This is a genomic window from Pseudomonas fortuita (genome assembly GCF_026898135.2).
GTDB lineage: Bacteria > Pseudomonadota > Gammaproteobacteria > Pseudomonadales > Pseudomonadaceae > Aquipseudomonas > Aquipseudomonas fortuita.
Genome location: NZ_CP114035.2, coordinates 6,085,088 through 6,104,180, shown reverse-complemented (window position 1 = coordinate 6,104,180; position 19,093 = coordinate 6,085,088). Strand labels below are relative to the sequence as shown.

General features: G+C 63.5%; 21 protein-coding genes and 1 other RNA gene. 13 read left to right on the top strand and 9 right to left on the bottom strand.

The features are described 5' to 3' along the window. The first annotated feature begins 9 nt into the window (after positions 1–9). From OZ911_RS29145 to OZ911_RS27835, 5 genes are all read left to right on the top strand, one after another. Entirely contained in the window at positions 10–204 is a 195-nt protein-coding gene (locus OZ911_RS29145) for a type II toxin-antitoxin system RelE/ParE family toxin (RefSeq protein WP_023048872.1), read from the top strand. A gap of 122 nt (positions 205–326) precedes the next feature. Next, on the top strand, positions 327–641 hold the full coding sequence (locus tag OZ911_RS27850; protein ID WP_023048873.1) for an addiction module antidote protein: 315 nt from the start codon (positions 327–329) through the stop codon (positions 639–641). A 123-nt stretch (positions 642–764) separates the two neighbouring features. Then, positions 765–2,231: a 4-hydroxy-3-polyprenylbenzoate decarboxylase gene (gene ubiD, locus OZ911_RS27845; protein ID WP_016489755.1), complete on the top strand. Its 1,467-nt coding sequence runs from the start codon at positions 765–767 to the stop codon at positions 2,229–2,231. Continuing rightward, positions 2,231–3,199: a CDP-6-deoxy-delta-3,4-glucoseen reductase gene (locus tag OZ911_RS27840; protein WP_016489754.1), complete on the top strand. Its 969-nt coding sequence runs from the start codon at positions 2,231–2,233 to the stop codon at positions 3,197–3,199. The genes ubiD and OZ911_RS27840 overlap by 1 nt, the downstream gene beginning before the upstream one ends. Positions 3,200–3,445: 246 nt before the next feature. After that, on the top strand, positions 3,446–4,096 hold the full coding sequence (locus OZ911_RS27835) for a gamma-glutamylcyclotransferase (RefSeq protein WP_016489753.1): 651 nt from the start codon (positions 3,446–3,448) through the stop codon (positions 4,094–4,096). A gap of 33 nt (positions 4,097–4,129) precedes the next feature. Here the strand turns inward: OZ911_RS27835 and OZ911_RS27830 are convergent, their stop codons facing one another. After that, the gene (locus OZ911_RS27830) at positions 4,130–5,107 is read right to left on the bottom strand and encodes an NADPH:quinone oxidoreductase family protein (protein ID WP_023048874.1); all 978 of its coding nucleotides are present in this window, start codon (positions 5,105–5,107) and stop codon (positions 4,130–4,132) included. Between the two features lie 157 nt (positions 5,108–5,264). Between OZ911_RS27830 and OZ911_RS27825 the strand changes: the two genes are divergently transcribed. Next, positions 5,265–5,669 (top strand): flagellar basal body-associated protein FliL, encoded by a 405-nt coding sequence (locus OZ911_RS27825; protein WP_016489751.1) that lies wholly within the window; start codon positions 5,265–5,267, stop codon positions 5,667–5,669. A 114-nt stretch (positions 5,670–5,783) separates the two neighbouring features. On the opposite strand, the gene OZ911_RS27820 is transcribed toward OZ911_RS27825, so the two are convergent. The 4 genes from OZ911_RS27820 to OZ911_RS27805 form a co-directional block, all read right to left on the bottom strand. Next, on the bottom strand, positions 5,784–6,896 hold the full coding sequence (locus tag OZ911_RS27820) for an ABC transporter permease (RefSeq protein WP_023048875.1): 1,113 nt from the start codon (positions 6,894–6,896) through the stop codon (positions 5,784–5,786). Position 6,897: 1 nt separating this feature from the next. Further along, positions 6,898–9,618, bottom strand: coding sequence for a ribosome-associated ATPase/putative transporter RbbA (gene rbbA / locus OZ911_RS27815; protein WP_023048876.1), 2,721 nt, complete (start codon positions 9,616–9,618; stop codon positions 6,898–6,900). Next, complete coding sequence (locus OZ911_RS27810; RefSeq protein WP_016489749.1) at positions 9,615–10,574, bottom strand: HlyD family secretion protein; 960 nt, start codon at positions 10,572–10,574, stop codon at positions 9,615–9,617. The genes rbbA and OZ911_RS27810 overlap by 4 nt, the downstream gene beginning before the upstream one ends. Before the next feature lie 95 nt (positions 10,575–10,669). Beyond that, entirely contained in the window at positions 10,670–11,119 is a 450-nt protein-coding gene (locus OZ911_RS27805) for an EVE domain-containing protein (protein ID WP_016489748.1), read from the bottom strand. Positions 11,120–11,298: 179 nt separating this feature from the next. Between OZ911_RS27805 and OZ911_RS27800 the strand changes: the two genes are divergently transcribed. Continuing rightward, positions 11,299–11,451, top strand: a complete 153-nt coding sequence (locus tag OZ911_RS27800) for a hypothetical protein (RefSeq protein ID WP_016489747.1) — start codon at positions 11,299–11,301, stop codon at positions 11,449–11,451. A 19-nt stretch (positions 11,452–11,470) separates the two neighbouring features. Here OZ911_RS27800 and OZ911_RS27795 read toward each other — a convergent pair whose 3' ends face one another. The 4 genes from OZ911_RS27795 to OZ911_RS27780 form a co-directional block, all read right to left on the bottom strand. Next, positions 11,471–12,079 (bottom strand): 5-formyltetrahydrofolate cyclo-ligase, encoded by a 609-nt coding sequence (locus OZ911_RS27795; protein ID WP_024718086.1) that lies wholly within the window; start codon positions 12,077–12,079, stop codon positions 11,471–11,473. Between the two features lie 86 nt (positions 12,080–12,165). Then, a non-coding RNA gene (gene ssrS / locus OZ911_RS27790) (6S RNA) lies at positions 12,166–12,345 on the bottom strand. Between the two features lie 17 nt (positions 12,346–12,362). Next, a complete protein-coding gene (locus OZ911_RS27785; RefSeq protein WP_016489745.1) occupies positions 12,363–12,683 on the bottom strand; it encodes a cell division protein ZapA in 321 nt (106 codons plus the stop codon). Continuing rightward, on the bottom strand, positions 12,680–12,862 hold the full coding sequence (locus OZ911_RS27780; protein WP_029886233.1) for a TIGR02449 family protein: 183 nt from the start codon (positions 12,860–12,862) through the stop codon (positions 12,680–12,682). Before OZ911_RS27780 ends, OZ911_RS27785 begins: the two co-directional genes overlap by 4 nt. 181 nt (positions 12,863–13,043) lie before the next feature. On the opposite strand from OZ911_RS27780, the gene OZ911_RS27775 reads away from it, so the two are divergent. From OZ911_RS27775 to OZ911_RS27750, 6 genes are all read left to right on the top strand, one after another. Next, the gene (locus tag OZ911_RS27775) at positions 13,044–13,598 is read left to right on the top strand and encodes a YecA/YgfB family protein (protein WP_016489744.1); all 555 of its coding nucleotides are present in this window, start codon (positions 13,044–13,046) and stop codon (positions 13,596–13,598) included. A 21-nt stretch (positions 13,599–13,619) separates the two neighbouring features. Next, positions 13,620–14,954, top strand: coding sequence for a Xaa-Pro aminopeptidase (gene pepP, locus OZ911_RS27770; protein WP_016489743.1), 1,335 nt, complete (start codon positions 13,620–13,622; stop codon positions 14,952–14,954). Then, positions 14,951–16,150 (top strand): 2-octaprenyl-6-methoxyphenyl hydroxylase, encoded by a 1,200-nt coding sequence (gene ubiH / locus OZ911_RS27765; protein ID WP_070086380.1) that lies wholly within the window; start codon positions 14,951–14,953, stop codon positions 16,148–16,150. The genes pepP and ubiH overlap by 4 nt, the downstream gene beginning before the upstream one ends. Further along, entirely contained in the window at positions 16,147–16,629 is a 483-nt protein-coding gene (locus tag OZ911_RS27760) for a DUF4442 domain-containing protein (RefSeq protein ID WP_016489741.1), read from the top strand. The genes ubiH and OZ911_RS27760 overlap by 4 nt, the downstream gene beginning before the upstream one ends. 3 nt (positions 16,630–16,632) lie before the next feature. Continuing rightward, the gene (locus tag OZ911_RS27755; protein ID WP_016489740.1) at positions 16,633–17,856 is read left to right on the top strand and encodes a 2-octaprenyl-3-methyl-6-methoxy-1,4-benzoquinol hydroxylase; all 1,224 of its coding nucleotides are present in this window, start codon (positions 16,633–16,635) and stop codon (positions 17,854–17,856) included. Positions 17,857–17,976: 120 nt separating this feature from the next. Continuing rightward, a complete protein-coding gene (locus OZ911_RS27750; RefSeq protein WP_016489739.1) occupies positions 17,977–18,978 on the top strand; it encodes an extracellular solute-binding protein in 1,002 nt (333 codons plus the stop codon). The last annotated feature ends 115 nt before the right edge of the window (positions 18,979–19,093 follow it).

Below are 19,093 nucleotides of genomic sequence, written 5' to 3'. Positions count from 1 at the left end.
TACACTTGGATGTACGCAGTTCATCACGTTCTATCCGCTAATGATGTGGATGTTTACCAGGCATGGCTGAACACCATTCGTGACACAAGGGTGAAGGCGCGAATCACTACAAGGGTCGACCGGGCGGCGCAGGGCCATTTTGGCGTGACCGAGCCAGTGGGTGATGGCGTGTTCGAGATGAAACTGGACTTCGGGCCAGGCTAGCGCGTCTATTACGCCATCTCCGGGCGGAAGATCATTTTCCTGCTCGGAGGTGGCACGAAAGACCGGCAGCAGGCGGATATTGATCAAGCCAGATCTCTGTGGCAGAGGCACAAGGTAGCGCTATGACCGGCACACGCTCGCATGAAGAAAGTGTTCTCGAAATGCTCCGCAAGGATGAGTCTTTCGCCATCGATTATCTTGCCGTTGCGCTTGAAGAAATAGATGAGCCTGTTGGCGCCGCAGGTTTTCTGACGGCGGTTCGACGCGTAGCGGAAGCGCGTGGTGGGATGGGTAATCTGTCCCAGGCCACGGGGCTTGCGCGTCCAAACCTCTATCGAGCCTTGGCTGCTGATGGGGACCCAAGATTATCGACTGTATTGAAGGTGCTGCAGGCCCTTGGAATCGGGTTGTCAAAGGTTGTATCGCATAATCGGTGAGGCGCAAGGTAAGCGTCCCGACCAAGGCGTGAAGCGGCCACCAATGCATTTTTGCCCCCAAACAATGCCCGAACGGCGCTACACTCTGCACCCCGACCGATACGGCCAACACGAGGCTTTTGCATGCAGTATCGCGACTTGCGCGACTTCATCCGTGGCCTGGAACAGCGCGGCGAGCTCAAGCGCATCCAGGTTCCGATCTCCCCCGTCCTGGAAATGACCGAGGTCTGCGACCGCACCCTGCGTGCGAAGGGCCCGGCATTGCTGTTCGAAAAGCCCACCGGCTTCGACATCCCGGTGCTGGGCAACCTGTTCGGCACCCCTGAGCGCGTGGCCATGGGCATGGGCGCCGAGTCGGTCGATGAACTGCGCGAAATCGGCAAGCTGCTGGCCTTCCTCAAGGAGCCCGAGCCCCCCAAGGGCCTGAAGGACGCCTGGTCGAAGCTGCCGATCTTCAAGAAAGTCGTGTCGATGGCGCCGAAAGTGGTCAAGGACGCGGTGTGCCAGGAAGTGGTGGTCGAGGGTGACGATGTCGACCTCGGCGCACTGCCGATCCAGCACTGCTGGCCAGGCGACGTGGCGCCGCTGATCACCTGGGGCCTTACCGTTACCCGTGGCCCGAACAAGGACCGCCAGAACCTGGGCATCTACCGCCAGCAGGTCATCGGCCGCAACAAGGTCATCATGCGCTGGCTCAGCCACCGTGGTGGTGCCCTCGATTACCGTGAGTGGTGCGAGAAAAACCCCGGCCAGCCGTTCCCGGTTGCCGTGGCCCTGGGGGCTGACCCGGCGACCATCCTGGGTGCCGTGACCCCGGTGCCGGACACCCTCTCCGAGTATGCCTTCGCCGGCCTGCTGCGCGGCAACCGCACCGAGCTGGTCAAGTGCCGTGGCAGCAACCTGCAAGTACCGGCCACCGCCGAGATCATCCTGGAAGGGGTGATCCACCCGGGCGAAATGGCACCGGAAGGCCCGTACGGCGACCACACGGGCTACTACAACGAGGTGGACAGCTTCCCGGTGTTCACCGTCGAGCGCATCACCCACCGGCAGAAGCCGATCTACCACAGCACCTATACCGGCCGCCCGCCTGATGAGCCTGCCATTCTCGGTGTGGCGCTGAACGAAGTGTTCGTGCCGATCTTGCAGAAGCAGTTCCCGGAAATCACCGACTTCTACCTGCCGCCTGAAGGCTGCTCGTACCGCATGGCGGTGGTGACCATGAAGAAGCAGTACCCAGGTCACGCAAAGCGCGTGATGCTGGGTGTATGGTCGTTCCTGCGACAGTTCATGTACACCAAGTTCGTTATTGTCACCGATGACGATATCAACGCCCGTGACTGGAACGATGTGATCTGGGCCATCACCACGCGCATGGACCCCAAGCGTGATACGGTGATGATCGACAACACGCCGATCGACTACCTGGACTTCGCGTCGCCGGTATCGGGGCTGGGGTCGAAGATGGGCCTGGATGCCACGCACAAGTGGCCGGGCGAGACTACACGCGAATGGGGACGGGTCATCGTCAAGGATGAAGCCGTCACCCGCCGTATCGATGAGCTGTGGGATCAGTTGGGAATAGATTGATGCAGGTAACGTTGCAGCCGTCCGGGGCGGTGCTGGCGCTGGAACCCGGGGAACGGATCCTGGATGGAGCGCGGCGGTTGGGCTATGACTGCCCGAATAGCTGCCGCAATGGCAATTGCCATGTCTGCGCCGCGTTGTTGGTCGAAGGGCGGGTACGCCAGGGCGGCGAAGTCCGTGACCATGGCGAGCTGTTTACCTGTATTGCCGAGCCGCTGGAGGACTGTGTGTTGCTCTGGGATGGTGTGCTCGCCTTGGGCGAGCTGCCGGTGCGCAAACTGGCGTGCAGCGTCACTGAATGCGTCGAGGTGGGTGGCGATGTCTGGCGGGTGCGCCTGCGTGCGCCTGCTGGCAAGCCCTTGCGTTACCACGCCGGGCAGTACCTGATGATCGAGCGCGAGGGCGGCAAGCCTGCCGCGTTCTCGCTGGCCTCAGCACCTCACGCCGGCCGTGAGCTGGAGCTGCACGTGCTGGCGCGGGAACCCAGCGCATTGCAACTGATCGAGCAGCTCAGGCGTGACGGGCTGGCGCGCATCGAAATGCCGTTTGGCGACACCCACCTGGCTGAGCTGCCCGACGGCCCGTTGGTCTTGATTGCCGCCGGCACCGGCATGGGCCAGATGCACAGCCTGCTCGAGCACTGCCGAGCCAACGGTTTCAAGCACCCGGTACACCTGTACTGGGGGGTGCGCCGGCCCGAAGACTTCTACCAGATCGAGCACTGGGACGAATGGCAGCGCTTGCCCAACCTGTTCCTGCACCAGGTCGTCAGTGACCTGTGCGGTTGGGAGGGGCGCTGCGGCATGTTGCATGAGGCGGTCTGCGAGGACATCGCCGACCTCAACACCGTGCATGTCTATGCGAGCGGCTCACCGAACATGATCTACGCCACCCTCGACGCCCTGGTCGACGCCGGCATGGATGCACATCGCATGCGTGCGGATGTGTTTGCCTACGCGCCACGCGGTTAATAACCGAAGTTGGAACAAGTGGGTATAAGGCGGTAATTGTTACCGCCTTGGCCAATAACTTTCACCGTTGCTGAAACAGTACTTACCCAGTCGTCGGAACCGCGCATTAAAGTCTTGCTCAAGGGCTTGAGTATTCCTCTATTTCTGTCCTATGGTTAGTGCAAGGCCCTTGGCACAAGGCTTGGGGCCGCACCTTGATCGCACCTCGCTACATCCGTAGTTCACAGGGATAAATGGCGGCAGCTTATGTCGGCACTTGAAAGTATGTCTTGGCAAGTTTCGTATCCTCCGGCACTCGACTTCGGTCAGCAACATACTCGCGACCAGTTGTTCAACTCCATGAAGACGACCATGTCTCGGCATCAGGGCGGGCCGGTGTGGCTGTTTGCCTATGGTTCGCTGATCTGGCGCCCGGAGTGCAATTCAGTGGAGCGCCAGCGTGCACGGGTGCATGGCTATCACCGTGGCTTGTACCTGTGGTCGCACGAACATCGCGGTACACCGGAAACCCCCGGCCTGGTGTTTGGCCTGGACCGCGGTGGTTCCTGCAGCGGTTTTGCCTACCGGCTGGATGAGAGCAACCTGGACGATTCGCTGATGGCCCTGTGGCAACGCGAGATGCCGTACCCGGCCTATCGGCCGCACTGGCTCAATTGCCGGCTGGGCGACGGCAGCAAGGTGCAGGCCTTGGGCTTTGTGCTGGAACGGCATTTGCCGTGCTATGCCGGCAACCTGCCGGACACCTTGCTCAGCCAGATCCTGGCCAGTGCCAAAGGGCGTTATGGCACCACCCGCGACTATGTCGAGCAGACCTTGAACGCATTGCGCAGCCACCAGATGCCTGATCGCAACCTGGAGGCGCGGTTCAGGCGTTGCCATAACCTGCGTGAAGTTTGAATTTTTGGGGCCGCTGTGCGGCCCCAGAAAAAATCAATGCATCAGCACCACCAACTTACCCACAGCCTGCCGCTGCCCCAGTTTCTCGATGGCAGCCCCAGCCTCGGCCAGTGGATAAGTCTGCGACACCAGCGGCTTCAACTTACCTTCGGCATGCCAGGCAAACAGCTGCTTGAAATTGGCCGCATTATCCTCGGGCTGGCGCTGTGCGAACGCGCCCCAGAACACCCCCAGCACCGCCGCGCCTTTGAGCAGCACCAGGTTGGTCGCCAGTTGTGGAATGCTGCCGCTGGCAAACCCCACCACCAGCAGCCGGCCATTCCATGCCAGCCCGCGCACTGCCTGTTCGAACAGCTCGCCGCCGACCGGGTCGTAGATCACGTCCACACCCTGGCCGCCGGTCAGGCGCTTGATTTCCTCGCGCAGGCTGGCCTGGCTGTAATCGATCAGTTCATCTGCCCCGGCAGCCTTGGCCACGGCCAATTTTTCGGCACTGCTGGCCGCCGCGATCACCCGCGCACCCATGGCCTTGCCGATTTCCACCGCCGCCAGACCGACCCCGCCGGATGCGCCCAGTACCAGCAGCGTCTCGCCTGCTTGCAGTTGGCCGCGCTGGCGCAGGGCGTGCATCGAGGTGCCATAAGTCATGCCAAACGCCGCAGCGGTGGTGAAGTCCATGCTCGCCGGGATCGGCAGCACGTTGTAGAACGGTACTGCCACCTGCTCGGCGAACGAACCCCAGCCGGTGAGTGCCATGACCCGGTCGCCGACCTTGAACGCGCCGGCTTTTTCGCCCACTGCTGCCACCACGCCCGCAGCTTCGCCGCCGGGGGAAAACGGTAGCGGTGGCTGAAATTGGTATTTGCCCTCGATGATCAGGGTGTCGGGAAAGTTGACACCGGCGGCCTGCACATCCAGCAGGATCTCGGTTTTCTTCGGCAGCGGGCTGGCCACGTCTTCCAGTACCAGATCGCGCGCCGGACCCAGGGTTTTGCACAACACAGCTTTCATCGGGGCTATTCCTTTGCGGGTAGTGGCCGATAAGTGTAGGAGGGCCGCTTGCCGGGTCAACGAGCATGGCCCGCCCTGATGAGCCGGCATAAGCCCGGGCTTGGGTTTGAGCGGCGTGCTGGGTAAGCTGGCGCCAACTGTATTGAGGAGCGAATTCGTGAAAGCGTGGATCTTGATGGTGCTGGCGCTGCTGTTGCCGGCTGCGGCCATGGCCGAAGAAGCCAAGGAAGGGGCGCCCAAGGTTGCCTACATCAGCCTGAGCCCACCCTTTGTGGGCAACTATGCCCTCGACGGCGGCCCACGGCTGCGCGTGTACAAGGCCGATGTGGCCCTGCGCGTGACCGGCGACGAAGCGGCCAAGGCGGTAAAGCACCACGAACCGCTGATCCGCAACCAGCTGGTGGCACTGTTCACCCAGCAGACCGTGGACAACATGAGCAATGTCGAGGCCAAGGAACACCTTCGCCAGGAGGCGCTGAAGCAGGTGCAGCAGGTGCTGGAAGCGGAAGAAGGCAAGCCGATCGTCGAGGACCTGCTGTTCAACAACCTGATCGTGCAGTGATCAATGTGGGAGCGGGCGAGCCCGCGAAGCAGGCGGCGCGGTGAATGGCACCGGCTTCGCCGGTGTTCGCGGGCTTGCCCGCTCCCACAGTTGCCGACCATAGATCCTGAGGTGTCATGAGGCCAGGCTACGGCGAAACCGCGCCAGGGCGACGCTGAAAAACACCAGGCCTATCAGCGCCAGCGCCAGGATATCCGGCCACACGACTGTCCACCCGGCATCCCGGAACAGGATCGCGGTACCCAGGCTGACGAAGTGCGTCGACGGCGACCCCTGCATCACCCATTGCAACCACTGCGGCATGCTGTCCAGGGGTGTGCTGCCGCCAGACAACAACAGCATCGGGATGATCACCGGGATCGCCAGCAGGCCGAACTGCGGCGTCGAGCGTGCCAGGGTGGCCAGGAAGATGCCCAGCGCGGTACTGGCAAACAGGTAAAGCGTAGTCACGGCCAGGAACAGCCCCATCGAGCCGGACAGTGGCACGCCCAGTGCGCCTTTCACCACCACCACCAGCGAAACCCACGTGCAGATCACCACCACCAGCGCGTTGCTGCCGATCTTCGCCAGCATGATTTCCAGTGCGGTGAGCGGCAGCACCAGCAGGTGGTCGAGGGTGCCATGTTCACGCTCGCGCAGCAGTGCGGTGCCAGTGAGGATGATCGCCAGGATGGTGATGTTGTTGACGATCTGGATCACCGCCAGGAACCAGCCCCCCTCAAGGTTGGGGTTGAACAGCGCCTTGGGGTTGATCAGCACCGGGCTTTGCACGTTGCCACGCTGGGTGTAGTCGAGCAGTTCACGCTCGAAGATGCGCCCGATGTAGCCGGCGCCCATGAATGCCTGGCTCATGGCCGTGGCGTCGACGTTGATCTGCAGCTCCGGCGAGCGCCCGGCCAGCAGGTCGCTCTGGAAGTTCACCGGCACATTGATCACGAAGGTGTACTCGCCGCTGTCCATGGCCTGGTCCAGGCGTTCTGCGGGCAGCGGTACGGCGGGCTGGAACTCGGGCGGTTGCAGGGCTTCGGCCAGTTTGCGCGACAGCTGGCTGTGGTCTTCGTCGACGACCGCTACGCTGGCGTTGTGTACGCCAATCACCGAGCCGGCCGCCGGCATGTAGATCGCCACGCTAAAGGCATACAGCAGGAACAGCAGCAGTACGCTGTCATGGCGCAGGCTGGTCAGTTCTTTCAGGCCCAGGCGCAGGGTGTGGTTCAGGCGCGACATGTCAGGCCTCCTGCTTCTTCAGCATGGCCAGGCTCAGGCCGGTAAACACCGCGAAGAAGCCCAGCAGGATCAGGCACTGCGGCCATAGCTCGCGCAGCCCCAGCGCCTTGGTGAAGGTGCCGACCGCGATATCGAGAAAGTAGCCCGCCGGGAACAGCTGACCCATCACCGCCGCTGCGCCGTCCAGTGACGAGCGCGGCACGATCAGCCCGGAAAACTGGATGGTCGGCAGGCTGGTGATGATCATGGTGCCCAGGATGGCTGCGATCTGGGTGCGGGTGAAGGCCGAGATCAGCAGGCCCAGGCTGGTGGTGGCCAGCAGGTAGGCCACGCCACCACAGGCCAGGGCCAGCACACTGCCTTTGAGCGGCACGGCGAACAGCCAGCGGTTCATTGCCACCAACAGCGCCAGGTTGACCAGGCTCACGGCCAGGTAAGGCACCTGCTTGCCAAGCAGGAACTCCAGGCGGGTGAGGGGTGTGGCGTAGAAGTTGGTGATGGAGCCGAGTTCTTTTTCGCGGACAATGCCCAGCGCGGTGAGCATGGCCGGAATAAAGGCCAAAATCAGCGCCATCACGCCCGGGCCGATGGCATTTACGCTGACCACGTCCTGGTTGTAGCGAAAACGCGTTTCCAGGCGCACCAGGTCCTGGCGCGGCTGCGGCTGGGGGCTGGCCTTTGCCAGTTGCTCAAGGTTGGCCTGGTGCACGGCTTCCACGTAGTTGCGGCTGGTTTCTGCACGGAACGGCATGCCGCCGTCGAGCCAGGCCGCCACCACCGGTTGGCGCCCGGCGTACAGGTCGCGGCCAAAGCCGGGCGGGATCTCCAGCGCCAGTTTGATTTCCGAACGTTGCAGGCGTTGATGCATCTCGCGGCTGTCACGAATCGGCGCCTGTTCGGCAAAATAGCGTGAGCCACGGAAAGCTTCGAGGTAGGCCCGGCTTTGTGGGCTCTGGTCCTGATCGTGCACGGCGAAGGCAAGGTTTTCCACATCCAGCGAAATGCCGTAGCCGAAGATCACCATCATGAACAGCGCGCCCAGCAGGGCGAAGGCCAGGCGCACCTTGTCACGCAGCAGCTCCTTGCCCTCACGGCTGGCCACCGCCAGCAGGCGGCGCAGGCTGAAGCCCTGACGCAGTGGCGGGGCGGCCGTGGCTGCCTGCTCCAGCACGGCGTTATCTGCGGCTTGCGGCACGAGCTCCTGGGCCTGCTCCAGGCAGCGCACGAACGCATCCTCCAGGGTGTCGCCCTGGTACTGGCGCTGCAGGGCATCGGGCGTGTCGCAGGCCAGTACCCGGCCGGCATGCATCAACGAGATGCGGTCGCAGCGCTGGGCTTCGTTCATGAAATGGGTTGAGAGGAAAATGGTTACGCCCTGTTCGCGTGATAGTTCAACCAGCAGGCGCCAGAAGTCGTCCCGAGCGGCGGGATCGACGCCGGAGGTTGGTTCGTCGAGAATCAACACTTCCGGGCGGTGCAGCACCGCCACCGCCAACGACAGGCGCTGGCGCAGGCCAAGGGGCAGGGCGCCGGAAGGTTGATCAGCGATAGCAGCGAGGTCGAAGCGCGCGATCAGCTCATCGATGCGCGGGGTGCTCTCGGCTTTGGGCAAGTCGAACAGGCGGGCATGCAGGGCCAGGTTCTGTCGGGTGCTGAGCTCGCCATAAAGCGAGAAACTCTGCGACATGAAACCGACCCGCTTACGCGTGGCCAGGTCACTGGCGTCCACCGGGCGCCCCAGCAGGCTGGCGCTGCCCTCGCTGGCCGGCATCAAGCCGGTGAGCACCTTCATGGTGGTGGTCTTGCCGCAGCCGTTGGAACCGAGAAAGCCGAAGATCTCGCCACGGCCAATGGCGAAACTGACCTTGTCTACCGCCGTGAAATCGCCAAAGCGCAGGGTCAGGTCGTGGGCCTCGATGGCGACCGGGCTGTCTGTGGCCGGGCGCGGTGGGATGCGCAAAGGTTGATGCTGCGCCTTGCCCGCGCCCTGGTAGTGGGTGAAGGCGTCGTCCAGCTTGCCGCTTGGGGTGACGGCAGCCAGTTCGTGGCTCGGGCCTGCGGCCAGCAGGTGGCCGCCATCGAGCATCAGGCAATGCTCGAACTGTTCGGCCTCTTCCATGTAGGCGGTAGCCACCAGCAGGGTCAGCTGCGGGCGCTGTGCGCGAACCTGTTCGACCAGCTCCCAGAAGCGCCGACGCGACAGCGGGTCCACGCCGGTGGTGGGTTCGTCGAGGATCAGCAGGTCCGGCTCGTGGATCAGCGCGCAGCACAGCCCCAGCTTCTGCTTCATGCCACCCGACAGCTTGCCGGCCGGCCGCTTGGCAAAGCGTTGCAGGTCGGTGGCCTGCAGCAGGTTGGCCATGCGCTGTTCGCACTCGCGGCGGCCCAGCCCGAACAGGGTGGCGAAAAAGCGAATGTTCTCGCTGATCGACAGCTCCGGGTACAAATTGTTACCCAGCCCCTGTGGCATGAACGCCACTTTCGGGTACAGCGCCGCGCGATGACGCTGCTGGCGGATCGAGCCACCCAGCACCTGCAGTTCGCCCTGTTGCAGGCGTTTGACGCCTGCAATCAACCCCAGCAAGGTTGATTTACCGGCGCCATCAGGGCCGATAAGCGCGCAGCGGGTGCCTGCAGGCAGGCTGAAATCGAGGGTGTGCAGGGCCACCAGGTCGCCGTAGCGGTGGCTGATGCCCTCGGCCAGCAGTGCCGGGGCGTTCATTGCAGGTTGGCCGGCCAGTCCACCTCAGCCGTGCGCACATACCCAGCGCCGGGCATGCCCGGTTTGGCCTGCGGCACGGCGCCTGGGTCGGTCAGGCGAAGCTTGACCCGGAACACCAGCTTTTGCCGCTCGTCGCGGGTTTCTACCTGTTTGGGGGTGAACTGGGCCTTGGCGGCGACAAAGGCCACCTTGGCCGGCAAGGCACGTTCGGGCAGGGCGTCCAGCACGATGCGCGCCTGGTCACCTACGGTCAGCTGGCCGCTGGTGGACGCTGGGAGGTACAGGTTCATGTACTGGTCGCTGGGGTCGATCAGCATCAGCACGCGGCCGCCGGCACCCAGCACTTCACCGGGCTCGGCCAGGCGCAGCTGGATAATGCCGTTGATGGGCGCACGCAAGCTGCTGTCGTCGATTTCGCTGGTGAGCTGCGCCACCTGTGCCTCGGCGGCACCGATGGCAGCCTTGATCGCTGCCAGTTGGGCGCGGGCGGCGACCACGGCGGCGTTGGCAGTGTCAAAGCGTGCCTGTTGCTGGTCGAGTAACTGCTGGCTCGCGTATTTGCGCTGGAAAATTTCGCGCACGCGCTTGAGCTCCTGGCTGGCCAGCAACAGCTCGCTTTGACGCAGTTGCACGCTGGCCTGGGCGGCGGCGTAGTTTTCCCGGGCGCGCAGCACTTCGGCTTCGGCCTGGCTGCGCTGGGCTTGCATGGTGCGGGTGTCGATGCGCGCCAGCAACTGGCCGCGGGTAACCTTGTCACCTTCGTCGACCAGCACTTCTGCCAGGCGACCGGGGACTTTACTGGCAATCTGGACTTCGGTGGCTTCGAGGCGGCCGTTGCCCATACTCAGTCCTTCGGGCAACTGGTCGTGGAGCGACTTCCAGTACCCCAGCCCTCCGGCTGCAGCGAGCAGGGCGATCAGCGCGGTGGCGAAGATTCTGGGGGCGTATCGGTTCATCGTTCTGCATCCTTGCGCTCATGCACACCACATCATGGCGCGGGGCCACGCGTGGCGTGTTGATATCGGTCAAACCCTTGACCTTAGCCACGGATTCAACGAAGCGCGACAATTACCGCCCATTGTTCGGGGGTTACCGGCATGACCGACAGCCGGCTGCCCTTTTGTACTAGCGGCAACTCGGCCAGACCGGACTGCTGCTTCAGCCTGCCCAGTTCCAGTACCCGCGGCAGGGTTTGCACATGGGCCACATCCACTGCACTCCATGGGTTCTTGTCGGCCGTGGCCTTGGCGTCGTAGTAGTGGCTTTGTGGGTCCAGCGCGGTGGGGTCGGGATAAGCCGCGCGGATGATTCTGGCAATGCCGGCAATGCCCGGTTGCGGGCAACTGGAGTGGTAGAAGAAAAATTCGTCACCTACGTTCATGGCCCGCAGGAAATTCCGCGCTTGATAATTGCGCACGCCGTCCCAGCGCGCTTCGCCCAGGCGGCCCAAGCCTTCGATGGACAGTTCGTCGGGCTCGGATTTCATCAGCCAGTAGGCCATGGATACTGCTCCTGAAAAGGTTTGAAATAACCTGTTGCACGAAACCGACAGCCGGTTGGCGTCAAGGTTTGCTTGCGGACGCAGGTTGTCGGAAAATGCGCCCCGTTTAAAGCGCGATCCGCTGGCGATACTCAGAAAATCGCCAAGCACTGAACAGTTTGCCTGGGGGGCAATCTTCGATGAATCAACGCAAAAAGCCGGATCTGCTGTGGATTCTGGTGTTCATTTTTGGCCTGGGTGTGGTCACTACCGGTTATGCGCAGGGTTTGTGGGAGCGCAAGCTGGACAGCGCCTATCAAATGCCGGTTGACGCCAGCCAGCCACAACGTTGATGCCCTCCGCTGGCGCCGCTCAACGCGGCGCCAGGTACCAGTCACGGTCCGAGACCGTCCCTTGCAGCGGTACATCCCAACTGGCTTGCGCCAGCCGCTCGACCTTCTGGCATTCGTGCGCCAGCCCCAGCAGCAATGGTTTTTTCCAGGTTTGCCGACGTGCCTGGTAGGCCAGGCTGCGATCATAGAACCCACCCCCCATGCCCAGGCGCCCGCCCACTTCGTCAAAACCGACCAGCGGTAGCAGGATCAGGTCCAGCGCCCAGACCGGCCGCTGGCGCCTGCGGTCCGTGAGCGGCTCGGGAATGCGGAAACGATTGGGCTTGAGCTTTTCGCCCTGCTCGAACCGTTGGAACACCATGCGCGTGCGCGGCCAGGCGTGCAGCACCGGCAGGTAGGTGCGTTTGCCGCGACGCTGGGCTTCGCGCATCAACAGGCAAGGGTCGATTTCGCCGTCGTTGGGCAGATACAAGGCAATGTGCCGGGCCCGGCGGAACAACGGATGCTGTGCCAGCTGGCGATACAGGCCGAGGGTGGCCTGGCGTTGCTGGGCAGGGGTGAGGGCACGGCGGGCATTGCGAAGCAGGCGACGGAGCTGGGGGCGGGTGAGCGGCGCGGTGTCGGTCATGGCACGAGCGATCCCAGGAGGGCTGGCCGACACTGCAAGGTCGACCAAAGCGAATCGCCCGCCTTGAGAGGCGGGCAACAGAATTCAGGCTCCCCGGTCAGACCGCTGTCGGTGTAGCCCTTGAACCCGAAAGTTCAAGGTGGAGATTGCAGGGGGCGTTAAGGCTTTCCGTCGGGCGGACATGCACACCGGCCCCAGCGTGCAACCCCCGTGGTTGTGCGTATCGGCTCAGGGACATAACCGACTGGCGCATCCACCAGGGAGTGGCGCCAGTATACCAATCTCAACCGATTTTGGTATCCGTGTCGTCGGACAATGCCTTATCTACCCGATCCAGCAGGTCGCGCACCTGTTCGCGATTGGTGCTGCTGGCCGGGGCTTCGGTGCGGTCTTCCTGGCGGTGCAGCATTTCGTGGGTAATGTTCAATGCCGCCATGACCGCGATGCGGTCGGCGCCAATCACCTTGCCGCTGCTGCGGATCTCGCGCATCTTGCCGTCCAGGTAGCGCGCGGCGCTGACCAGGTTGTTGCGCTCTTCCGGCGGGCAGATGATCGAGTATTCTTTGTCGAGGATCTGCACGGTGACGCTATTGCTTGAACTCATGAGTCTTGCTCCAGAGCCTTGAGGCGTAAGATCATCGACTCGACCTTGCGCTTGGCGATCTCGTTCTTTTCGATGAGGTGGGCGCGCTCTTCGCGCCAGGATTTTTCCTGAGCTACTAGGAGTGCATTTTGCCGTTTTAGTTGCTCGACGCGTTCGATCAGCAACTCGAATCGGCTCATCAGTGCCTGAAGGTCGTTCTCTTGCGTGGGTTGCACTCGATTCGCTCCGTCGTTGAGTCACCTGGCGATGATGCCTCTCCCTGGGCGGCGACGGCCAGTGCCGATGGTCTTGGCGCGCCTGCCGGTGCTAGGATACAAGGCCTCCATTCTAGTCATTGCGCCGTCTGGCGCCTAGCTGCCCATGCCCAATACCCAATCGCCTTACATCGCCTTCGCCATGCTGCTCTCGAGCAATGGTCATCCTGTCACCCCGGCCGAACTGCACGGCCTGCTGATCGGCCGCAGCTGCGCCGGTGCCGGTTTCGATGCCGATGCCTGGCTGGCCGATGCCGCCCAGTTGCTGGAAACCGAGCCCGGTGACACCGTGCGCAACGCCCTGATCGGCCTGCAGGAAATGGTCAAGGGTGAGCTGACCAGCGACGATATGGCCATCGTCCTGCTGCTGCCTTCCGACGACGCCGCCCTCAGCGACCGCGCCACCGCGCTGGGCCAGTGGTGCCAAGGGTTCATTACCGGTTTCGGCCTGAATGCCGGGGGCAAGGACCTGTCCGACGAAGCCAAGGATGTGCTGCAGGACCTGGTGGCCATTTCCCAGGTACAGGAAGCCCTCGAAGAGTCTGAAGACGGCGAGAGCGACTACATGGAAGTCATGGAATACCTGCGCGTGGCGCCTCTGCTGCTGTTCTCGGAGCTGGCCAAGCCGGCCGCACCCGCGCCCAAGCCATCGCTGCACTGATCAACCGGGGGTAGTCTGCCCATGAGCCACATTCCCAAGGCCGAGTATGCCCGCCGGCGCAAGGCGCTGATGGCGCAGATGGTCCCCAACAGCATCGCCATCCTGCCTGCCGCCGCAGTTGCCATCCGCAACCGCGACGTCGAGCACGTATACCGCCAGGACAGCGACTTTCAGTACCTCAGCGGCTTTCCGGAGCCTGAGGCGGTCATTGCGCTGATCCCGGGGCGTGAGCATGGCGAGTACGTGCTGTTCTGCCGTGAGCGTAACCCGGAGCGCGAGCTGTGGGACGGGCTTCGGGCCGGCCAGGAAGGCGCAGTGCGCGATTTCGGCGCCGACGATGCCTTCCCCATCACTGACATCGACGAGATCCTGCCGGGCCTGATCGAAGGCCGCGAGCGGGTATACAGCGCCATGGGCAGCAACCCCGAGTTCGACCGGCGGCTGATGGACTGGATCAACGTGATCCGCTCCAAGGCCCGCCTGGGCGCGCAGCCGCCGAACGAGTTCGTTGCGCTGGATCATCTGCTGCACGACATGCGCCTGTATAAATCGGCTGCGGAAGTGAAGGTGATGCGGGCTGCCGCAGCCATCTCGGCGCGGGCACATGTGCGTGCCATGCAGGCCTGCCGGGCCGGGCTGCACGAATACAGCCTGGAAGCCGAACTGGATTACGAGTTCCGCAAGGGCGGCGCGAAGATGCCTGCCTACGGCTCGATTGTCGCGGCCGGGCGTAATGGCTGCATCCTGCACTATCAGCAGAATGACGCCCTGCTCAAGGATGGCGACCTGGTGCTGATCGACGCCGGTTGCGAAATCGACTGCTACGCCAGCGACATCACCCGCACCTTCCCGGTCAGCGGGCGCTTTTCGCCCGAGCAGAAGGCCATTTACGAGCTGGTGCTCAAGGCACAGGCCGCGGCGTTTGCCGAAATCGCCCCGGGCAAGCACTGGAACCACGCCCACGAGGCGACCGTGAAGGTCATTACCGAAGGCCTGGTGGAGCTGGGCCTGCTCACCGGCGAGGTGCAGGCGCTGATCGACAGCGAGGCCTATCGCGCCTTCTACATGCACCGTGCCGGCCATTGGCTGGGAATGGATGTGCACGATGTGGGCGAGTACAAGGTGGGCGGCGAATGGCGTGTGCTGGAACCCGGCATGGCGCTGACCGTCGAGCCGGGCATCTACATAGGTGCCGACAATCAGGCAGTGGCCAAAAAATGGCGCGGCATTGGTGTAAGGATCGAGGACGACGTGGTGGTGACCAGGCAAGGTTGTGAAATCCTGACTTCAGGCGTGCCGCGTACGGTTGCCGAGATCGAGGCGCTGATGCAGGCCGCCCGCAAGGACGCCGCATGAGCCGCGTGAACCTGGCAATCATTGGCGGTGGCCTGGTGGGCGCAAGCCTGGCGTTGACCCTGCAGGCCGGGGCCAAGGCGCGCGGCTGGAAGATCCTCCTGATCGAGCCGTTCGCACCCGGCGACAGCTTCCAGCCCAGCTACGATGCGCGCTCTTCGGCGTTGTCGTTCGGTACTCAGCAGATCTACCAGCAGCAGGGCCTTTGGCAGGCCATTGGCCGGCGTGCCGAGCCCATCCGGCAAATTCACGTGTCTGACCGTGGCCGCTTCGGCGCCACCCGCCTGGATGCCCAGGAAGAGGGTGTGCCGGCACTGGGCTACGTGGTGGAAAACGCCTGGCTTGGCCAATGCCTGTGGCAAGGGCTGGACAGCGACGTGGTGAGTTGGCGCTGCCCGGCAGAAGTGACCTCGATGCAGGCGATCGAAGGCGGTTACCGCCTGGGGTTGAATGACGACACCCAGCTGGAATGCGACCTGGCGGTACTGGCTGACGGCGGCCGTTCCGGGCTGCGCGAGCAGTTGGGTATTCACGTGCGTCATACGCCGTACCAGCAGAGCGCATTGATCGCCAACATCACCCCGGGTGAGGCCCACGGCGGCCAGGCGTTCGAGCGCTTCACCGAAGAAGGCCCCATGGCCCTGCTGCCGCTGCCGGAAAACCGCTGTGCACTGGTGTGGACACGCCAGGGCATGGATGCGCGGCGCCTGGCCGACATCGACGAGCGCAGCTTCCTGCGCGAGCTGCAAGGCGTGTTTGGCTATCGTCTGGGCACGCTGCGCCAGGTCGGCGCACGGCACCTTTACCCCCTGTCACTGATCGAGGCCCAGGAACAGGTGCGGCCGCACCTGGTGGTACTGGGCAATGCCGCGCACAGCCTGCACCCCATCGCTGGCCAGGGCTTCAACCTGTCGCTGCGCGATGTGCAGTCGCTGGCCGACGCGTTGCTGACCGGCCCGCAGCAGCCTGGCGACCTGGCCACGCTGCAGGCTTATGCCCAGCGCCAGCGTCTGGACCAGGCCATGACCATTGGCTTTTCCGACCAGGTCACCCGCCTGTTTGGCAGCAATCAGCCGTTGCTGGCCGCCGGTCGTAACCTCGGCCTGCTGGGGCTCGACCTGTTGCCGCCGGCCAAAAGCTGGTTCGCCCGCCAGGCCATGGGCCTTGGCACCCGCCCCGATCCGCGAGGGCAGGCATGAGCAACCCGCGTAAACTGGCACGTCGTGCACGCATGTTGCGCTGGATGCTGAACCTCTACCCGCCGTACCTGGGTGCTGGTATCCGCGTGCAGTCCATCAGCCCGGACCTGCGCAGCGTCAAAGTGGCGATGAAGCTGACCCGCTGGAACCGCAACTATGTCGGTACCCAGTTCGGTGGCAGCCTGTATTCGATGGTCGACCCTTTCTACATGTTGCTGCTGATCGAGCAACTGGGCCGCGACTACATCGTCTGGGACAAGGCCGCCAGCATCGATTTCATCTCGCCGGGCAAAGGCCCGGTGTATGCCGAATTTCACGTTGATGACGCGCTGCTGGACGACATTCGCCAGCAGACCGCCACCGGCAAGAAGTGCCTGCCGCGATTGCAGGTCGATATCCGCGATGGTGCCGGCGAACTGGTGGCGCGGGTCGATAAAACCCTATACGTGCGGCTCAAGCCGCAAGCGAGGCTGGCGTAAGGCATGGAAACGCGCGCAGATCTGTTGATTGTCGGTGCCGGTATGGTCGGCAGCGCACTGGCCCTGGCGTTGCGCCACAGTGGCTTGCAAATCCTCTTGCTCGATGGCGGCCCGCTGACGGTCAAGCCCTTCGACGCCCAGGCACCCTTCGAGCCACGTGTCAGCGCGCTGTCGGCGGCCAGCCAGCGCATCCTCGAGCGCCTTGGCGCGTGGGACGGCATTGCCCAGCGGCGTGCCACGCCGTATTCCGACATGCATGTGTGGGACGGCAGCGGCACTGGGCAGATTCATTTCTCGGCCGCCAGCGTGCACGCCCACGTGCTTGGCCATATCGTCGAGAACCGGGTGGTGCAGGATGGCCTGCTGGAGCGCCTGCACGACAGCGACATCGGCCTGCTGCCCAACGCGCGGATGGAGCAGTTGCGTCGCTCGGGAGACGAGTGGTTGCTGACCCTGGCCGATGGCCGGCAGCTGCGTGCACCGCTGGTGGTTGCCGCCGACGGTGCCCAATCAGCGGTGCGGCGCCTGGCGGGCTGCGAAACCCGCGAATGGGATTACCTTCACCATGCCATCGTCACCAGTGTGCGTTGCAGTGCCGGGCACCAGGGCACGGCCTGGCAGCGTTTCACCGATGAGGGGCCGTTGGCTTTCCTGCCGTTGACCCGTGATGGCCAGCAGGACTGGTGCTCGATTGTATGGTCGACCACCCCGGAGCATGCCGAGCAGCTGATGGCACTGGATGAAGCTGCCTTCCTGCAGGCCCTGGAGCGGGCCTTCGAGGGGCGCCTGGGGGAGGTGCTGCAGGCCGACCCGCGGGTATGCGTGCCGCTGCGCCAGCGCCACGCCAAGCGCTATGTGGATGAAGGCCTGGCCTTGATCGGCGATGCTGCGCACACCATCCACCCGCTGGCGGGGCAGGGTGTAAACCTGGGCTTCCTCGATGCCGCAGTACTGGCCGAAGTGCTGGTCAACGCTTGCGAGCGCGGTGAGCGGCTGGCGGATGTGAAGGTATTGAGCCGTTACGAGCGGCGGCGCATGCCGCACAACCTGGCGCTGATGGCAGCAATGGAGGGCTTCGAGCGCTTGTTCCAGGCCAACCCGCTGCCGTTGCGCTGGTTGCGTAACAGCGGGTTGAAACTGGTGGAGCAGATGCCGGAGGCCAAGGCGCTGTTTGTACGCCAGGCGCTGGGTTTGAGTGGTGATCTGCCGGATCTGGCCAAAGCCTGAGGGTTGCTCCTGCAATGGGCGGTGCAAGCTCTGCAACATCCGGTAACTGCTAGGTAGATGAGCCAGAAAATGGGATTCACTACCATTCGCACCTCTCAAACGATCCGAGGAGTGCTTCACATGTTGCCACGCAAGCCCCTACTGGCCGCCCTGGCCCTGACCCTGTTCGGCGGCACAGCCCAAGCGGCGGATGAAGTGGTGGTGTACTCCTCGCGCATCGACGAGCTGATCAAGCCGGTGTTCGATGCCTACACCGCCAAGACCGGGGTCAAGATCAAGTTCATCACCGACAAGGAAGCCCCGCTGATGCAGCGCATCAAGGCCGAGGGCGACAACGGCGTGGCCGACCTGCTGTTGACCGTCGATGCCGGCAACCTGTGGCAAGCCGAGCAGATGGGCATCCTGCAGCCGATCAAGTCCGACATCATCGACCAGAACATTCCGCCGCAGTACCGCGCCTCGTCCCATGACTGGACGGGCCTGAGCCTGCGCGCCCGCACCATCATCTACTCCACCGAGCGGGTCAAGCCCGAGGAGTTGAGCACCTACGAAGCCTTGGCCGACAAACAGTGGGAAGGCCGCCTGTGCCTGCGCACGGCAAAGAAGGTGTACAACCAGTCGCTCACCGCCACCCTGATCGAGACACATGGCGAGGCGAAAACGGAGCAAATCGTCAAAGGCTGGGTCAACAACCTGTCCACCGACGTGTTCTCCGACGACAACGCGGTAATCCAGGCCATCGAGGCCGGCCAGTGTGACGTGGGCGTGGTCAACACCTACTACTACGGCCGCCTGCACAAGCAAAACCCGAACCTGCCGGTGAAGATCTTCTGGCCCAACCAGGGTGACCGTGGCGTGCACGTCAACCTGTCGGGTATTGGCCTGACCAAGCATGCGCCACACCCGGAAGCGGCGAAAAAGCTGGTGGAGTGGATGACAGGTGAAGACGCGCAAAAGCTGTTCGCCGACATCAACCAGGAGTTCCCGGCCAACCCGAAGGTCAAGCCTTCCGAGGAAGTGGCGGCATGGGGCAGCTTCAAGGCTGACAGCATTCCGGTGGAAATTGCCGGCAAGCGCCAGGCCGAAGCCATTCGTTTGATGGATCGCGCTGGCTACAACTAAGCGCCAGGCCGTATCCTTCCGGGGCCTTCAGAGGCCCCTTCGCGGGACAAGCCCGCTCCCACAGTACCTTCACAGGACCGATGCCTTGTGCAGTCCCTGTGGGAGCGGGCTTGTC

Excerpts from the sequence above, each read along its gene's own strand:
- OZ911_RS29145 (WP_023048872.1), top strand. The coding sequence starts at position 10 with ATGTACGCAGTTCATCACGTTCTATCCGCTAATGATGTGGATGTTTAC.
- OZ911_RS27850 (WP_023048873.1), top strand. The coding sequence starts at position 327 with ATGACCGGCACACGCTCGCATGAAGAAAGTGTTCTCGAAATGCTCCGC.
- ubiD (WP_016489755.1), top strand. The coding sequence starts at position 765 with ATGCAGTATCGCGACTTGCGCGACTTCATCCGTGGCCTGGAACAGCGC.
- OZ911_RS27840 (WP_016489754.1), top strand. The coding sequence starts at position 2,231 with ATGCAGGTAACGTTGCAGCCGTCCGGGGCGGTGCTGGCGCTGGAACCC.
- OZ911_RS27835 (WP_016489753.1), top strand. The coding sequence starts at position 3,446 with ATGTCGGCACTTGAAAGTATGTCTTGGCAAGTTTCGTATCCTCCGGCA.
- OZ911_RS27830 (WP_023048874.1), bottom strand. The coding sequence starts at position 5,107 with ATGAAAGCTGTGTTGTGCAAAACCCTGGGTCCGGCGCGCGATCTGGTA.
- OZ911_RS27820 (WP_023048875.1), bottom strand. The coding sequence starts at position 6,896 with ATGTCGCGCCTGAACCACACCCTGCGCCTGGGCCTGAAAGAACTGACC.
- rbbA (WP_023048876.1), bottom strand. The coding sequence starts at position 9,618 with ATGAACGCCCCGGCACTGCTGGCCGAGGGCATCAGCCACCGCTACGGC.
- OZ911_RS27810 (WP_016489749.1), bottom strand. The coding sequence starts at position 10,574 with ATGAACCGATACGCCCCCAGAATCTTCGCCACCGCGCTGATCGCCCTG.
- OZ911_RS27805 (WP_016489748.1), bottom strand. The coding sequence starts at position 11,119 with ATGGCCTACTGGCTGATGAAATCCGAGCCCGACGAACTGTCCATCGAA.
- OZ911_RS27800 (WP_016489747.1), top strand. The coding sequence starts at position 11,299 with ATGAATCAACGCAAAAAGCCGGATCTGCTGTGGATTCTGGTGTTCATT.
- OZ911_RS27795 (WP_024718086.1), bottom strand. The coding sequence starts at position 12,079 with ATGACCGACACCGCGCCGCTCACCCGCCCCCAGCTCCGTCGCCTGCTT.
- OZ911_RS27785 (WP_016489745.1), bottom strand. The coding sequence starts at position 12,683 with ATGAGTTCAAGCAATAGCGTCACCGTGCAGATCCTCGACAAAGAATAC.
- OZ911_RS27780 (WP_029886233.1), bottom strand. The coding sequence starts at position 12,862 with ATGAGCCGATTCGAGTTGCTGATCGAACGCGTCGAGCAACTAAAACGG.
- OZ911_RS27775 (WP_016489744.1), top strand. The coding sequence starts at position 13,044 with ATGCCCAATACCCAATCGCCTTACATCGCCTTCGCCATGCTGCTCTCG.
- pepP (WP_016489743.1), top strand. The coding sequence starts at position 13,620 with ATGAGCCACATTCCCAAGGCCGAGTATGCCCGCCGGCGCAAGGCGCTG.
- ubiH (WP_070086380.1), top strand. The coding sequence starts at position 14,951 with ATGAGCCGCGTGAACCTGGCAATCATTGGCGGTGGCCTGGTGGGCGCA.
- OZ911_RS27760 (WP_016489741.1), top strand. The coding sequence starts at position 16,147 with ATGAGCAACCCGCGTAAACTGGCACGTCGTGCACGCATGTTGCGCTGG.
- OZ911_RS27755 (WP_016489740.1), top strand. The coding sequence starts at position 16,633 with ATGGAAACGCGCGCAGATCTGTTGATTGTCGGTGCCGGTATGGTCGGC.
- OZ911_RS27750 (WP_016489739.1), top strand. The coding sequence starts at position 17,977 with ATGTTGCCACGCAAGCCCCTACTGGCCGCCCTGGCCCTGACCCTGTTC.